Genomic DNA, 16,741 nt, shown 5'->3' on the forward strand with positions numbered 1-16,741 from the left:
CGGGGACGTTTTTTTGCAAATAGTCATTTCGTCACCCCATTGACTCTACAAAAAAACTGTCAACCTAATTAATTAACAACTTACTCGCTGAATTACTTCTTTTAACATGTTAAGTTCCTATATAACTTAACATAAAAAAAGCCAGAGAACTATGTCTCCGGCGGGTTGTTTGTTATGAAATGTTGCTGCAGATTTCTTTAATATTTTTTCATTCAACAGCATATTGTAAAACATTCAACTACACATTCCATCATGTCCGTATTCATGTTTTAATTTCAATTTGCTATTGAAATTCTCTCTGCATTCTTCTTTCATCCAGACTTTACTGTCGGCTTTGGATTCTCACCAAATCATGCCTTACGGCTCGCGGGCTCACATAGATTACTATGTATACCGCCGGTGGGGAAATGAGCCCCGCCCTGAAGACTTCAACATGGTTATATTGGCACAGTTTGTTATGTTTGTCAAGCTGTTATCTGAAAATACTGAAGCATAATATCTGCTCCAAACCTCTGAATGGAACCAAGCTCAAACGGATAGGCTTCTGCCGGTGATTCTACTCCCACACCACCGACCGGCGTATAGCCTGCACTTCCACCAAAAATCTTCGGTGCTATATAGACATCGACCTCTTTTACAATGCCTGCTTTTAATGCACTTTCATTTAAAGTGCCTCCACCTTCAAGCAGAATTCCGTCTATATTTCTTGCTCCGAGCTGTTTCATCAGTTCCTGCAGATCCACATGACCATCCACACTCTCCGTCTCGATGATCTCAACGCCTGCCCCGATCAGCTTCTGCTTCTTATCTGCCTGATCCTCTGACTGTATGGCTGCAAGAATCGTCGGTACTTCCGATGCTGTTCTAACGATCTGGGAATCCATTGAAATCCGAAGGCTGCTGTCGCAGATAATTCGAACCGGATTTCTTCCTCCCTCTATCCTGCAGGTAAGTGACGGATCATCTTTTATCACGGTCTCGCTTCCGACCATGATACCTGTAAGTGCATTTCTCTGCTCCATTACATGGGTTCTTGCTTCTTCGCCAGTGATCCATTTACTCTTTCCACTGTATGTTGCAATCTTCCCATCCATAGTCATTGCATATTTCATTACGACATATGGTGTCTTATTTACAATATAATGGAAAAATACCGGATTCAGGCTGTCACATTCTTCTTTTAATACATGTGTGATAACTTCAATCCCTGCATCCCGTAGTATCTGATATCCCTTTCCAGATACAAGCGCATTCGGGTCATCCGATCCGACATAGACTCTGCTGATCTTATGCTCGATGATCGCATTCACGCACGGAGGCTGTTTGCCATAGTGGCAGCAGGGCTCCAGCGTCACATACATTTCCGCGCCCGCTGCGTCCTCTGTCAGATGTGCAAATGCATCTCTCTCCGCATGAAGCTCTCCGTATCTTCTGTGATATCCCTCACCAATAATCCGCCCATCCTTTACGATCACTGCTCCAACCAGCGGATTCGGATTTACCGCTCCGATTCCTTTTTTTGCCAATTCAATGGCTCTCCTCATATATATTTCCTGCATACTGTCTAACCTCGTATTTCTTATCTGACCATTATCTGTTTCTTATATACTTCCTGTATATTTCTTGACAAATCCGTTTTACACTATTTATAATTTCACTATCTTATACTATTGGAGTTTAACATGTTTCAGAAATTTTATCCATCAGAATATTATACATCAACCTATGTCATTGATTTTGCCGAATATTATAAAAAGGGCTATCGCGGCATCTTATTTGACATCGACAATACCCTTGTTCCCCATAATGCTCCGGCAACAGAAGAAGCAATCAGACTTATCCAGAAGTTAAAAGAGATCGGATTTGGTATCTGTCTGGTATCCAATAACAAAGAGCCCAGAGTTGCGGAATTCAACAAGCCTTTGGATGTAAAGTACATTTATAAAGCCGGAAAGCCCAAACGTGCCGGTTACCAGAAAGCCATGCAGCTTCTCGGCACCGATACTACAAATACTCTCTTTGTCGGAGATCAGTTGTTTACAGATCTCTGGGGCGCAAATAACACCGGTATCACGTCACTGTTAGTGATGCCAATTGATAAAAAAGAAGAGATCCAAATTGTCCTGAAGCGGATCCCTGAAAAATGGATCTTGCATTCCTACCTGAAAAAACATCAGATTGTACGGTAAATCAGGCAGGCTTCCTTCTAAATATGTATCTATATAAAATGAGAGCTGATACTACTTATTATTACACAAGACGCTTTCGCTCTACCTTCGACGTAACGGTACATAAGGTTGCAAAATACGCAACCTAAGTACCGACGCTCAGGCAGGCTTGTTCCATAATAATAGTATCAGCTCTCATTTTTATTTACACAATTAATTTGTAGCATAATAAATATTATACTAACATATCCATGTTCAGACGTTTGATTACCTGGAAGGATTTTGCACGAAGCTCTTCTGCATCAAACTGTGACAGCATGGTATCTTTGTCCCACTTTGTCTTCATCAATGCATTTAACAGATCTTCGATATACGCCTTTACATATTTTACGTTTTCTTCTGACTTGTCTTTCAGAAGAACTACGATGTTATCGATTGCTTCAATCACACCGGACTCCTGCTGTTTTACAGGTGCCTGACCGGATTCATCGGATAACTCAATAACCTTACCGGTCTTGGTAATGATAACCTTCTTATTTGGAGCACTTGCAGCCTTTGAAGTTCCCTTCTTGTCAAGCATTCTGTGGATTACTTTTACAAGACATGCAACAGCATAAGTTGCTTCTTCTGCGGTTGGCTTCTCAAGCCCCTTGTCATTATGCTGATTCCATAACCACTCAGACTTACACAACATTTCTTCTACAGATGCATCACGTAGTAATCTTGCAAGGTCTGCATCAGCCGCTGAGCTTTTGTTCTTTCCGAAGAAACCACCACCGGATGTCTGTGTCTCCTGACCGTACTTTGCAGGCAATACAATCTTTGCATAAGTTTCCTGTAAATACTTCTTTGCTGTATTCAGATCATATCCTGAGCTGATGATCTGCAGCTTACCACCGCCAAGTCCATTAACGATCATATCTTCAGCAGCCATAAATAACAGGTGCTTCTGTCTGTCGTCGATCATCTTCTTGATCTCATAGTTGGTCTTGCTCTTCTCAAGGATTGAATTCTTACGAACCTTAAATGCCTTGATCTTTTCCTTTACACTGAAGAACTGCTTCAGAAGATTTGGATTTGCATTTACATAATTATTGATCCATGTTAATTCAATGTACTGATGCTCGATCTTATTTGAAATCTCATATACATTGTATCCGTCAAATACAACATTTAATGTTGTATAGAGAAGTTCAAGCATCTCATACTTTTCTTCCCATGAACGTGTTGACATATCCTGATTTACGATTGCCTTGATACCACATTCGTAGAATACAAGGTTATATTCATACAGACCTTCAAAGATATTTGTCTTGCCATTCAACTGAGAACCGGTTCCAAGTGTCTGAAGATTCTTCTTCATCTCCGGTTCATCCTCGATATATTTGTATACCTTCTTGATAAATCCTGAAACCTCAGCAAGAAGAGTATCGATCCTCTTGTTGTAAATCTCCTGCTTGGAGATAGCAGATACAACGCTTCTGGACAGTACACTTGTACTCTGTGCACTGTTACAGTTACGAATCAGCTCCTTGAAATTCTCATATACCGCAAGATTGTCAATTGGAATGTATTCTGCATTTAATCCGTAGAATTCAAATGCTTTTCCATAATTCTTGTCATTGATATATGCATTAAACAAGCCAATGCTGAACTGAATCTTATAATCATTTCCAACATGTGGATCTTCCACTACATAGTCAAAGAGAACTTCCAGATTGTTGATGTATGCATCTGATTTTGCTGATGAAAGTGGGAGTCCCATCTCCATTACAACATTGATCAGATCCAGATATCCCATCACTGCCTTATCAAAGTTCTTTGGTCTGTCGTCATCCTCTAAGATCTGATAACTTACATTGATAAGTAATGGTGCGATACGCTCGCCGATCAGCCGCATAGCCTCCGGGAACTTCTCTGTCTGATACAGATAGATCAACCAGATGCTGTATCTGTAAATACCAGTTGCACTGATAGGTGCATCGATGTCTGATGGATCAATATCACCATAAATAAATTTAAATAATGGCTCTATCCACTCTTCAATCTCATAACGTCCGGTTGCCTTAATATTAAAATCAACGAATTCAGCAAGCTCATATAACTTTGTACACTGAGCCTTTACTTCATCATCAACCATCATGGATGATAAATCAAAATTACTGTCTTTCAGATAATCAATAACAAGTGCATAAAAACCGTCCTCAACCTGCTCGTTCAAAAATCTGATCAGTAATCCTTTGTTATTGGATGCTGCTATGGATAGAACATTATTATCATTGTCTGATGCAATGTTAGCTGGTAGCATATTCTATTCCTCCTTTTTTGTCTATTCTTTGTATGCTTTCGATAAAATTTCCTTCATATTTATAACTATATCACAAAACATTTTACTCTTCAATCAGTTTTTGGTAATTTCTACAAATCGTCATTGTGCATAATTGCTGAAAATACAAATCCTATGAATTGAAAATCGTTTTGTCAGTATTTACTAATCAAGTCCTGCCATATGAAGGATTGCCATCGCATTTGTCGTTGTACATCTGCCATCCTTCTTCTTATAATCAAACTTTAACTGATCACCTTCATAGTACTCCTCAAAATGATAATTTGCTGCCGGCACTCCGCTCTCACTCTTCAGCTCACACAGTTCAAAATCGTGCGTAGATACAAGTGTCATGGAATGATCATCCGACAGCTTTCGGATCACCTGGGTTGCTCCTACAATACGGTCTGCCGAATTTGTACCTTTAAATATCTCATCGATCAGACATAACATCGGCATTTCATTCTTCTTATATTCAACCATCGACTTGATCCGGAGTATCTCTGCATAAAAGGTTGATATACCATTACTGACATCATCCGTCACGCGCATGGATGTAAATATCTTCATGTAATCTGCATGCATTTTCTCTGCGCATACCGGAGCTCCGGCATATGCAAGGATCAGGTTGATGCCAAGGGTTCGTAAAAATGTTGTCTTGCCGGACATGTTAGAACCGGTAATGATCGTAGCTCCCCCTTTAAAGGCTGCATCATTTGGAACTACCTTCGACGGATTGATCAACGGGTGACGCAAATTTTCTGCTGATACTTCTACTTTCTCATGTCTTGTCACCTCCGGATAGGACACCTCTCTGGTACGGGCAAGTACTGCAAAGGATAACAATTCCTCCATTCTTGAAATCGCATGGATCCAGTCCTTCACCTGACTGCCATACTGGTCTCTCCACTTATCCATCATAATTCCAAGATGAAAATCCCATAAAAACAATCCACATAATACCTGATGTACGATTGGATTATAACGGATATTGAATGCTGCGCTGATACGCTCCAGCTTCTTTACAGCATTCAGTGCTCCGGAATCTGTAGAGATTGTATTCTTGATATCATTCAACAACTCTGAATCAAATGTTTCACCGGAGACCAGTTCAAACATCCGGATATAGTCATTGATCACATATCCAAATGAGATCATCGGCATAACCGCCTGTCCTGCAACACCTGATGTGATCCATGCAAACAGCAAAACTACAAAAAAGGAGATCAGGGAATATCCCAGATTGACTTTTCCCATAATACCCAGAATCAGAAGCACGATCGTTATCAACGGAAGCAGAAAACGAAGCACTTGGAAAATCTCCGGTATATGATCATCACTGGTACAATAGGCAACAAATTCATCGGATGAATATTTTTTCTTCTTTCCGGTTTCTGACTTCACACACAATGTCTCAAAGTCCATGGAGAAGTCATGCTTCTCTGCAAGCTCCTGTATCGCGATCTGACGTTTCGTTCTGTCCTCTGCCGCAAATTCAGGCTGTCTTAACGTTTCAGCAAGCATCTGCCTGCCATCCTCTGTTCCTGCCACACAGATAAACTGATAGATGGAATTCTTTCCCATAATATCCAGATCCTTTGCTACAAGATCATCATCGGTCAGATACTCGGAGCCATCTTCTGCGAACTCCTTCCAACTATCATCATAACGTTTCATATACCGCTCATATACGATCACCTTTGCTTTCGTATATTCCAGTTCCTCATTCAGCTTACCATGCCGGAACACCAGCAGTACAAAAATAACGACAGCCACGATACCTACTGCAAGAAACGGTATATTGGAATCATATAGTCCGACGATCAGTCCGCCCAGCATCACAAGGAACATCAGGAACCGGATTGTACCAATATTGGAATAACTATGTTCCAGCTCCTTCTGTCTCTTTTTTAAATCTTCTAACTCTGTCTTAAATCGACCCATTTTTCTTCCCCCTCTGATCTCTGCTATTTTTATTTGTTCTTAATTTTATCTTCATATATGTCCTTTCAATCCTCTTCCAGGAAAATCCTCACGCTGATCAATATACGATCATATATCTTTCAAAACTATAGCATACTTCATCTTATCAGGCAAATGTTAAAAGTTCGTGAAATCTGCCTGCATTCCCTTTTTGTTTATCATTGTTTTCTTGCTTTTTCCGTGTATACATATTAAAATTATGGAAACGTTATTTATAACGACTTTACATCATATATAAAGGAGATTATGTATTATGGGAAAAGGTAAATTATTCAAAGCCGCTGCTACGATCGCTGCGATCGGCGGTGTTTGCTATGTATTCCGGGATAAGATTAAAAATTCTACTGTATACCAGTCATTGGATATGGATGACAAGGTAGAGAAAGTAAAAAATACGATTAAAGAAAAAATGCCTGCAAAGGAAGAACCGGAGCGTAATTATTTCTCTTTAGATGATGCTCCTGTGGAAGGAACAATCGATCAGCAGTCAGAAAACACCTCTGACATTTCGGCAGATAATGCCAAACCGGAGGAAACAGAACATTCCACTGAAGAAGCAGCCACTGTTACAGAAGAAATTGAAAGCCCGATTCTTTATGAAAATGAAGGCTTATCCGATGTATCAGAGGATCTCGATGTGATCGAAGAACAGGACAAACTGGATGTATAAGCACATCACCAAATGATTGCTTTGCAGTATAGCTATTAAAAAACGGGGCAGACCCAGTAACACTCCACTGTGTTATCCTATCTGTCCCGTTTTTTCTTTTGTATATATGGCAATATTGTATCCAGGATCTTCTCATCATGAAAATCATGCTCAAATATTGCACCATTTGCATTTGAAATGATCAGCTTGTACACATCCCGCGGCGGCATCCATGGCAGTATTTTCTTTGTTTCCTTATGTCTGGAAACCACATCGATATCCCGCAGCACAATGATATCCGTCCGGAATGGGGTCCAGATTACCAGATATTTTCTGGTCACATAACAATTTCCTGTTTCATAAACCAGTGCATCATGCAACTGACGGTTAATATCTCCTGTTAACAGCTTCTTGTCACGATATCCTTTCATCTGACGAATCTGTGGATGCTTCCATGGATAAAACCAGTATACAATTCCCTCAATGATCGATAATATAATCACTGCAAATGCAATGATCAACGCAGCCTTTACGATCATATAAAATGTCTTTGGATAATCCACCTCACTGATCAGATAATCGTATGTGATAGTCTCTAACTGCTGCTGTTCGATTCCTACACTCTCCGCACATTCTGACAATATATAATTATATGCCGCAGGATCCTTCTTCAACTGTCCCTGCACCAGATAATCACAGATGATCGTCTCATCACTGTCAAGCAGAACAACCATAAATTTACCATTTACCCAGACATAATAATAACCGCCTACCCGTTCTCCATCTATCTCATAATCGTATCCCATATAGGTCAGCTTCTGAAACCGCATTTCTACATTAGTGGTGCCTGCATCATATAAGACTCCTAATTGCTGCGGATCATCCACATGATAAAAATCCAGATTATTCAACAGATGAAAATGCCGCATACCGCCAACGATCAGCAACATGATCACGATCGTAGGCAGTAATGACATTCCTGTATTCTTTAATAATAATATATTTAACTTCTTGTTCTCTAGCATTTCGTTTTAAAAATGGCTTCCGCCACCACCGTGGCTGCCGCCTCCTCCACCGCTGCTGCCGCCTCCGCCGCTGCTGGATGATTCGATCTTAACACTGGTAACTTCCTTGCGGACAAATATATCCCTTCTGTCCAGTACCTGCGCATTTCCATTTACATATGTATTCAGATTAGTTGTCGTTTCGCCTGCCTTCTTTGACATATTCGTTATAAAGAATATAGCTCCACAGATCAACACCAGAATCACAATATAAAATGGGGGAATCTTCAGGCCGCCACCACTGGAGCTCTTCATACACTGTACCGCCCCCTGGATCATAGTTGCAAACCCCTTCTCTGCATCCTCTCTCAGGTACTTGCCACCTTTCTCTGTTAGGCTGGATGCTTTGGAATCACTGATCCTTGCTCTGACTCTTGTTCCTGTTGTGCTCATCCATACATCACCAGCTTCATAATTTGCAGCTATAATGATGCTGTCGCTTGGTACATAGCCATCGCTGGTGCTCCGGTTACTTTGTGGGTTGTATTCCCAGTTTTCCCAACCAAAGCGTTCCTGCTCACTGAAGCTCTTGGCAACTGTCTTGATTGCCTCAAATTCTTCATAATAAGTATCGTCCATATAAGTACCGAACATACTCTGTGCCTGTGCATTATCGATCGTCATTACAACGATATCCATGCCTGTTTTGTCTTCCCATTTTGCAATCTTTTTTTCCAGTGACTGTTCCTCATTGCCTGTCAGTTTATCTGCATAATCAAACACACGCTGATCTGTCCTGCATTCCGTATTACTCCGTGCATCATGCTTCAGATTGCTGTTTGAAACGATCAGTCCCATGATCATAAATACAATACCGATCGCAAATAATATAAGAACTGTTATCCTGAATTTTTTCATTTACAACACCTCCAGAAGCATAGCAATTCCACTGGCACAAGCCGCAACCGATGCAGCAAATGCTGCTGTCAGTCCGATTGCACGGCTGACACTTCTTGGCGGAGTTCCAACACACTTTCCAGTCTGGCCATTTACATAAAACATATAATTCTGTCCTTGATACCGATATTCATAAATCCACACCGGCATCAAAGCAAATTTATTTCCAAGCAACTGATTATTGGCATTCATGTTTTTAGTCAACAACGAATTATATCCACTGGCTTCACTTTTTGCCCACTCCATGGATGTATCGTTGATCTTTTTAACCGCACGTCCGGATAACTGATCTGGGGTATAATTATAAACCTCTGCCTCAAAGCCTGACATGAACTTATTATCATGCTTTAACAGCGCATCATATCCATAAGGCTCCATCAGGTCCATAATTCCATCCGGCATCTCGACTGATGCATCAACCGGAATTCCGTTGTATTTGATATGCAATTTCCGGTATACATCAAAATAAGATGTCTCCGTGTATCTCCTGTCTCCGGATGTCCATGTCCGCACCTTCGTACCAATTGCGGTATAATCAACATTGGAATCAAAATCATATATCCAGAATGGAACATATACTCCCCGAAGCTTTTCCAGTGTCTTTGTCGATAAAAAGTCCGCTGGCAGGAATAACTTTTTTCCAAATTCTTCCTTTAGCTTCTCTTCTGCCAGATGTTTTGAAAACTTAAATGGCAGGATCATATCCGGTCCATACGGATACACCACAAAGTCATCTCTGATCAGAAATGTACCACAGGCTGGACATTTTCCTGCTGAACCATATTCATTCCGATATGTGATCTGTGATCCGCAGGACGGACAGATCATCGGTGTCTCCGACGGTATACTCTGCTCACAGTCACTTCCACCACAGCTCAGGCATTTCATATGTCCACTTTGTGGATCAAATACAACATTTCCACCACAGTTTACACATTTATAAATCATACTGTTATCTTCTCCTGTTTTTACCCCTTTATAAGCGCTTTTGCGTTCATTATTTCGTGAGCATAACTCACTCAATGCATTCGAAAAATCGTCCTTACAAGCAAGCGATTTTTCACCATTATATCATATCTATGGTTTTTTCGTATATTGTTTTTGTATTTTTGTCACATTTGTCTTTCCCCGGAATACTCTATAGCATAAAGAAAATTGGAGGTATTTACCATGAGTGATTTATCAGCAACACAGTGCGGTTGTGGAAAAAATGGAATGTTTGGTTTTGGTGGAGGCAGCAGCTGCTCTTGCATCATCATCCTTCTTCTTCTCTTCTCCTGCTGCGGAAATGGTTTTGGAAATGACTGTGGCTGTGGCGGCGGAAGTAATGGCTGTGACTGCATCTGGATCATCCTGATTCTCCTTTGCTGCTGTGGTGGATGCGGCAATGGAAATGACTGCGGTTGTGGCTGTGGATGCTAACAGCAACCATTCCCTTTCATTTCAAAATGATGCGGGAACATATGAAATGCGATCAGTGACCATTTCACCAATATAACAAGCATGCTACCGGAATTGTCCCATGCCTTACCGCTGGCAGTTCCGGTTATTCTTGCAGCATCCATTTTCTGTTTATTATGCATAATTACACCTGACTATTCATAAATAACACTATGAAACTTATAACAGAAAACGGGTAACCGGCTAACCATCCGGAAACATCCGTATCACAGTACTCATAAGGAGGTTTCCATGAATCAGATTCCGCACTCCCATCCACTTGACAAATTAATATCGGATGACCGTCTGTTTCTTCTGGAAGCAATCCTACCCTTTGTGGAAGGACCTATGCGCATGCCACTCGTTATCTATCTGAAAATGATGGAACTCCAACAGATCATGCGTGTGATCAACAATCAGTCCTATATCCGTCAGTGTGATTTCAACCGTGATCTTCATAATCAAAATGATATTCTGGCATCGCTGGCCCAGTGTGGCTTTCCGGATATCGCCGATCAGATGAAAAATATGCAGCAGGCAATGAATATGATGCAGGTTATGAATGCCATGAACCGGACCGATTCTGAGTTTCCGGATTTTCAAAGCATTTTCCAGGCTTATGACCAAACCGTTCAAGCTGAACCGGATAACACATCTATATCCACAGATACAGAATATACAAATAATAATCCGTCCATACAGGGGAACAGAACAGATGAGAAAATTCACGATTCCTCCACACATGAAAACACGAAAAATACCAGTACGACTGATCAATCATTATCCCAACATAGCGACAATTCCATAGATCACATCATGCAGTTGTTACAGGAATACGACACGAACACCCGGTCTGCAACCTGACCGGTCATTATAGATTATAAATACATATAACCGGAATCAAAATAAATCCTATAAAACAGAAAGGACGATCCATTGCCATGAATCAATTTGAAAACGATCCCCGTCTGAAAAACCTTATGCCCCTGAAACGTCAGATTATTCTGGAACTTGCAAACGGTTCCCACAATGCTACTATGGAACAGATGTTTCCTCAGATCATGCAGTTAAACCGGGAGCTTCAAAAACGTAATCTTTCTTTCTCAAAAGAGGAATCCAATCTCATCATGGATATTATGATGGAACAGGCTTCCCCTGCTGAACGCCAGAAGATCGCCATGTTTCGTAATTTCCTGTAAAATATAAATAAGCAGCTTTGCCTGCCTTGCAGGCTCACTGCTTATTTTGTATTTATATTTATGAAATAATATGATTTCTACGTTCTTCGAACTCCCGAAATCATCCCACAACATGCGCATTCCGAGCATCCGCTCTACATGCTTATGTTGTTTTTTCCGTCAAATAAATAAGCAGCTTTGCCTGCCTTGCAGGCACACTGCTTATTTGCTTGACAGATTTATTTCATCACAATGTTTACAATTCTTCCCGGTACATAAATTTCTTTTACGATATTGCCAGTCAGCTTGTCTGCGATAGCTTCTTTTGCCTTTGCAATAACATCATCCTTTGGATCAGCCTTATTGATTGAAAGAGTTGCTTTCATCTTACCATTGATCTGGACTGCAATCTCTACTGTAGACTCAACAGTCTTTGCCTCATCAAATGTTGGCCATGATGCCTGATAAAGATATCCATCGTAACCAAGAATACTCCACATTTCCTCTGTGATATGTGGTGCAACCGGATTCAATAATGTAAGGAGTGTCTTCATCTCACCCTTTGTCACTGCATTCTTCTTATAGAAATCATTTACAAGTGCCATCATAGCAGCAATAGCTGTATTATACTTCAGATTCTCAAAGTCAGTTGAAACCTTCTTGATCGTCTGATGCATCTTTGTCTCCATATCCTTAGAGTAAGCATCACCATCTACTACGATATCCTGCAGTTTCCATACTCTCTCAAGGAAACGACGACATCCCTTTACACCATCATCTGACCATGATGCAGCAAGATCAAAGGCTCCAATGAACATCTCATATGTTCTTAATGTATCTGCACCATATGCATTTACAATATCATCCGGATTTACAACATTTCCTCTGGACTTACTCATCTTCTCGCCATTCTCACCAAGGATCATACCATGGGAAGTACGCTTCTGATATGGTTCCGGTGTAGGAACAACGCCCTGATCATACAGGAATTTATGCCAGAATCTGGAATAAAGCAGATGAAGTGTTGTATGCTCCATACCACCATTGTACCAGTCAACCGGCAGCCAGTATTTTAATGCTTCCTTGCTTGCAAGTGCCTCTGTATTCTTTGGATCCGTGTATCTCAAGAAATACCACGATGAACCAGCCCACTGAGGCATGGTATCTGTCTCACGCTTTGCAGGACCTCCACAACATGGGCACTTCACATTTACCCAATCCGTCATAGCTGCAAGTGGAGATTCTCCATTATCCGTTGGCATATAGCTCTCTACCTCCGGAAGCATCAGCGGAAGTTCACTTTCATCAAGAGGTACATAGCCACATTTATCACAATGAATGATCGGAATTGGCTCGCCCCAGTATCTCTGACGGGAGAAAACCCAGTCACGGAGCTTATAATTAACTTTTGCCTTACCGATTTTCTTTTCTTCCAGGAACTCGATCATCTTCTCTTTTGCATCTTTTACCTGTAAACCATTTAAGAAGCCGGAATTGATCAGAACACCTGTTGCAACATCTGTAAATGCTGCTTCATTGATATCTACTTCTTCTCCATCCTTTGCTACAACCTGAATCAGCGGCAGATTGAATTTCTTTGCAAATTCCCAGTCTCTTTCGTCATGTGCAGGAACCGCCATGATCGCACCTGTACCATATGACATCAGTACATAATCGGATACCCAGATCGGGATCTCTTTCTCATTTACAGGATTGATTGCTACCAGACCATCAATAGCTACACCGGTCTTATCCTTTGCAAGCTCAGAACGCTCAAAATCAGACTTTCTGGCAGCCTGCTCTCTGTAGCTTTCGATCTCAGACCAGTTCTTGATCTCATCTTTATATTTATCAAGCAATGGATGCTCCGGTGATACAACCATATAGGTTGCTCCAAATAATGTATCACATCTGGTTGTGTAGATACGAAGCTTATCTTCTTTTCCTTTGATCTGGAAATCCACTTCTGCACCTGTAGAACGTCCGATCCAGTTCTTCTGTGATACCTTCACACGCTCAATATAATCAACAGTATCGAGACCTTCGATCAGCTTATCTGCATATTCTGTGATCTTTAACATCCATTCAGATTTGACCTTACGGACAACCGGTGCACCACAACGCTCACAGACACCATTTACAACTTCCTCATTTGCAAGACCAACCTTACAGGATGTACACCAGTTGATCGGCATTTCTTTCTTATATGCCAGACCTGCCTTGAATAACTTCAGGAAGATCCACTGTGTCCATTTGTAATATTCCGGATCCGTTGTATTGATCTCACGATCCCAGTCAAATGAATATCCAAGGGAATGAAGCTGTGCCTTAAATCTTGCTACGTTATTCTTTGTTACTTCCTTTGGATGGATCTTGTTCTTGATCGCATAATTCTCGGTCGGAAGTCCAAATGCATCCCAACCCATTGGATAAAGAACATTATAGCCCTGCATTCTTCTCTTTCTGGCTACAATATCGAGTGCTGTATATGGCCTTGGATGACCAACATGAAGTCCCTGTCCGGATGGATATGGGAACTCAACTAATGCGTAATATTTTGGTTTACTGTAATCATCTGTTGCAGCAAAAGCCTTGTTATCATCCCAGACCTTCTGCCACTTCTTCTCAACAACTTTATGATTATATGCTGTTGCCATGTCATTTCCTCCTGAAAAATGTTTGTAAAGTGTAATAGGAGCCTAATCATATATGACCAGCTCCTACTATCTCTCTTATATTCTGATCGAATTAAACTCTTGAAAGATACTCGCCTGTACGTGTATCGATCTTGATCGTATCTCCTTCATTTACAAATAAAGGAACATAGAGTGTTGCTCCTGTCTCAACTACACAAGGCTTTGTAGCACCTGTAGCTGTATCACCCTTTACACCAGGCTCGCACTCTGTGATCAGTAATTCTACAAATAATGGTGGCTCTACACCAAATACAGAACCATTATGGGAAACAAGCTTACAGATCTCGTTCTCCTTAACGAACTTTAATGCATCTCCGATTGCTGCTTTATTCAATGGAATCTGATCGTATGTCTCCGGATCCATGAAGTAGTAAAGATCACCATCATTGTACAGATACTGCATATCTTTTCTTTCGATATGAGCCTTCTCGCACTTCTCTGTTGGACGGAATGTCTTTTCTACAACACCACCACTCTTGATATTCTTAAGCTTTGTTCTTACAAATGCAGCACCTTTACCAGGCTTTACATGCTGGAACTCTATAATCTGATAAATATTTCCTTCAAATTCAATCGTAACACCATTTCTGAAATCACCTGCTGAGATCATCTCTGCCATAATTTTCTTTTCCTCCTTAAGATATGAACTTCTTGTGACATTTTATAATATTCTACAGAATATTTCAACTACTTTTTACCAATTCACGGATTCCCGGACGATTGGTGGCCGTGATATGTCTCTTTCATAAGTCGCTTACGCTCTATTATTTTAAAAACAAAACATTGCGTATTAGTTTTTGCTTTTAATTAAGTACATAGTTTATACTATATTTTGCTTATTATTTCTTCCACTATATGCTCAGGAGTCAATTCTGTGACAGGGATTGTCAGATCTGCCGCACGTTCATATAACGGGGTGCGGTAGGTTAAGAGATCTCGTACCTTTTGTTCCGGATTGCCGCCTGCCAGAAGTGGTCTGGTGTTGTCACCGGATAATCGTGATATGACTTCTTCCGGAGTGATCTGTAAATAAACGACTGTTCCAAGAGTTGCAAGCTCTACAGCATTCTCCTCTCGAAGCGGAAGTCCTCCGCCGGTCGAAAGTACCGCGTGTGTCAATGACGTATTTAATTCTTTTAATGTATCTGTCTCCAATTGTCTGAAATATGCTTCGCCCTTTTTACTGAATAATTCTGCGATCGTACAGCCACATTTTTCTTCTATATACTGGTCAGTATCTATAAATGTATATCCATATTTTTCAGATAAAAGCTGTCCAACTGTTGTCTTTCCGGATCCCATAAATCCTGTCAAAATAATATTATCCCGTGTTTTTTTCAACAGTTTCTGATAGATCATATCTGCTGTTTTCTCATCCACCGATATATCATTCCACAGTTCATATGCAATTATTCCTTGATATAACAGCATCTTCAGACCATTATAACTCTTTGCTCCTGCCTGTCTGCACAAAGACATAAATCTGGTACAGAATGGTTTATAGATCAGATCAATTCCCACTGATACCATCTGGTAAAATGCCGGATCTTCAATTATTACCTCATCACTATGCGGATACAGACCCTTTGAAGTTGACTGGAATACAATATATTTTTTCTCCGGAAGTTTGTGATAGTCTTGAATGCTCATAGCAGTCATATTCTGCTTTCCAAAGAAATCATTCATATGATCTGCGATTGCCTGTGCTTTCGATACCGTACGGTTTAAGATATATACATGTCCTGCTCCATTTGCCCCACACATATAGGCTACAGCCTTTGCAGCTCCGCCGGCTCCTAAAATAATGACATCATGCGCATCAAGTTCTACTCCATAAGATCTCACCTCACGAAGAAGCCCCAGCATATCCGTATTATAGCCTTTATATCCATTTTCTGTCCGCACCAGGGTATTAGCAGCACCGATCGCCTGTGCCCCTTCATCCAGCTCTGACAAATATTTCATAACCTCATTCTTATGCGGTACAGTCACATTTAAGCCCAGAATATTCAGTGCATAAGCTCCTTTCACTGCCTCTCCAAGGTCTTCTGCTTTTGTGTGAAATGGTACATACACATTATTTAGTCCAAGTGTTTCACTTAATGTATTGTGGATCAGCGGCGACATTGTATGCTCTACCGGATCTCCTAACAGACCAAGCGTTCTTGTCTTTCCATCTATCATCATTTACCTCTTCTCCTTATGATCTGTCTTAACCAAAATGGCTTATTTTTTTCTCTTTCTTCCGCTCATATACATATGTTCTCTCACCGCATTATGTAATAAAAAGGAAACATTAACATAGTAGCATCTTCTGTTTGTTCTTACAAGAATTATTCC

Annotated in this window: 15 protein-coding genes and 1 riboswitch; of the genes, 5 read left to right on the forward strand and 10 right to left on the reverse strand. The window is 40.7% G+C overall.

The window, feature by feature from the left end; translation table 11 throughout:
• Nucleotides 1-299 precede the first annotated feature (299 nt).
• Nucleotides 300-431, reverse strand: a riboswitch (FMN riboswitch).
• A 33-nt stretch (nucleotides 432-464) separates the two neighbouring features.
• Entirely contained in the window at nucleotides 465-1,559 is a 1,095-nt protein-coding gene (ribD, locus tag WKT03_RS07265; RefSeq protein ID WP_021944369.1) for a bifunctional diaminohydroxyphosphoribosylaminopyrimidine deaminase/5-amino-6-(5-phosphoribosylamino)uracil reductase RibD, read from the reverse strand.
• A gap of 123 nt (nucleotides 1,560-1,682) precedes the next feature.
• Between ribD and WKT03_RS07270 the strand changes: the two genes are divergently transcribed.
• Nucleotides 1,683-2,189, forward strand: coding sequence for a YqeG family HAD IIIA-type phosphatase (locus WKT03_RS07270; protein ID WP_021944368.1), 507 nt, complete (start codon nucleotides 1,683-1,685; stop codon nucleotides 2,187-2,189).
• A 214-nt stretch (nucleotides 2,190-2,403) separates the two neighbouring features.
• Here the strand turns inward: WKT03_RS07270 and WKT03_RS07275 are convergent, their stop codons facing one another.
• Nucleotides 2,404-4,476 carry a hypothetical protein gene (locus tag WKT03_RS07275; RefSeq protein ID WP_173788563.1) on the reverse strand — a complete coding sequence of 691 codons (2,073 nt, stop codon included), beginning with the start codon at nucleotides 4,474-4,476 and terminating at the stop codon, nucleotides 2,404-2,406.
• 183 nt (nucleotides 4,477-4,659) lie between these two features.
• Nucleotides 4,660-6,438, reverse strand: coding sequence for a MutS-related protein (locus tag WKT03_RS07280; protein ID WP_021944366.1), 1,779 nt, complete (start codon nucleotides 6,436-6,438; stop codon nucleotides 4,660-4,662).
• 292 nt (nucleotides 6,439-6,730) lie between these two features.
• Between WKT03_RS07280 and WKT03_RS07285 the strand changes: the two genes are divergently transcribed.
• Nucleotides 6,731-7,147 carry a hypothetical protein gene (locus WKT03_RS07285; RefSeq protein ID WP_021944365.1) on the forward strand — a complete coding sequence of 139 codons (417 nt, stop codon included), beginning with the start codon at nucleotides 6,731-6,733 and terminating at the stop codon, nucleotides 7,145-7,147.
• Nucleotides 7,148-7,224: 77 nt separating this feature from the next.
• On the opposite strand, the gene WKT03_RS07290 is transcribed toward WKT03_RS07285, so the two are convergent.
• From WKT03_RS07290 to WKT03_RS07300, 3 genes are read right to left on the reverse strand one after another with little or no spacing between them, the layout of a single operon-like run.
• Nucleotides 7,225-8,103, reverse strand: coding sequence for a hypothetical protein (locus tag WKT03_RS07290; protein ID WP_147340229.1), 879 nt, complete (start codon nucleotides 8,101-8,103; stop codon nucleotides 7,225-7,227).
• 54 nt (nucleotides 8,104-8,157) lie between these two features.
• On the reverse strand, nucleotides 8,158-9,048 hold the full coding sequence (locus tag WKT03_RS07295; RefSeq protein WP_117785438.1) for a TPM domain-containing protein: 891 nt from the start codon (nucleotides 9,046-9,048) through the stop codon (nucleotides 8,158-8,160).
• A complete protein-coding gene (locus tag WKT03_RS07300; protein ID WP_117821924.1) occupies nucleotides 9,049-10,035 on the reverse strand; it encodes a hypothetical protein in 987 nt (328 codons plus the stop codon).
• A 222-nt stretch (nucleotides 10,036-10,257) separates the two neighbouring features.
• Here WKT03_RS07300 and WKT03_RS07305 point away from each other — a divergent pair, with 222 nt between their 5' ends.
• Nucleotides 10,258-10,509, forward strand: coding sequence for a chorion class high-cysteine HCB protein 13 (locus WKT03_RS07305; RefSeq protein WP_117785440.1), 252 nt, complete (start codon nucleotides 10,258-10,260; stop codon nucleotides 10,507-10,509).
• Here WKT03_RS07305 and WKT03_RS07310 read toward each other — a convergent pair.
• The gene (locus WKT03_RS07310) at nucleotides 10,506-10,670 is read right to left on the reverse strand and encodes a hypothetical protein (protein WP_173783371.1); all 165 of its coding nucleotides are present in this window, start codon (nucleotides 10,668-10,670) and stop codon (nucleotides 10,506-10,508) included. The genes WKT03_RS07305 and WKT03_RS07310 overlap by 4 nt on opposite strands.
• A 109-nt stretch (nucleotides 10,671-10,779) precedes the next feature.
• On the opposite strand from WKT03_RS07310, the gene WKT03_RS07315 reads away from it, so the two are divergent.
• Both WKT03_RS07315 and WKT03_RS07320 read left to right on the forward strand, forming a co-directional pair.
• Nucleotides 10,780-11,391, forward strand: coding sequence for a hypothetical protein (locus tag WKT03_RS07315; RefSeq protein ID WP_021943384.1), 612 nt, complete (start codon nucleotides 10,780-10,782; stop codon nucleotides 11,389-11,391).
• A 77-nt stretch (nucleotides 11,392-11,468) separates the two neighbouring features.
• Nucleotides 11,469-11,726, forward strand: coding sequence for a hypothetical protein (locus tag WKT03_RS07320; protein ID WP_021943383.1), 258 nt, complete (start codon nucleotides 11,469-11,471; stop codon nucleotides 11,724-11,726).
• 218 nt (nucleotides 11,727-11,944) lie between these two features.
• Here the strand turns inward: WKT03_RS07320 and leuS are convergent, their stop codons facing one another.
• The 3 genes from leuS to aroE all read right to left on the reverse strand — a co-directional run bounded on the left by leuS (nucleotide 11,945) and on the right by aroE (nucleotide 16,588).
• Nucleotides 11,945-14,362 (reverse strand): leucine--tRNA ligase, encoded by a 2,418-nt coding sequence (leuS, locus tag WKT03_RS07325; protein ID WP_021943381.1) that lies wholly within the window; start codon nucleotides 14,360-14,362, stop codon nucleotides 11,945-11,947.
• Between the two features lie 91 nt (nucleotides 14,363-14,453).
• A complete protein-coding gene (efp, locus tag WKT03_RS07330) occupies nucleotides 14,454-15,011 on the reverse strand; it encodes an elongation factor P (protein WP_044946272.1) in 558 nt (185 codons plus the stop codon).
• A gap of 215 nt (nucleotides 15,012-15,226) precedes the next feature.
• Nucleotides 15,227-16,588, reverse strand: a complete 1,362-nt coding sequence (gene aroE / locus WKT03_RS07335; RefSeq protein WP_117785443.1) for a shikimate dehydrogenase — start codon at nucleotides 16,586-16,588, stop codon at nucleotides 15,227-15,229.
• Nucleotides 16,589-16,741: the final 153 nt, after the last annotated feature.

This window comes from Coprococcus sp. HCN-4056, assembly GCF_037892645.1.
GTDB classification, from domain to species: domain Bacteria; phylum Bacillota; class Clostridia; order Lachnospirales; family Lachnospiraceae; genus Coprococcus; species Coprococcus ammoniilyticus.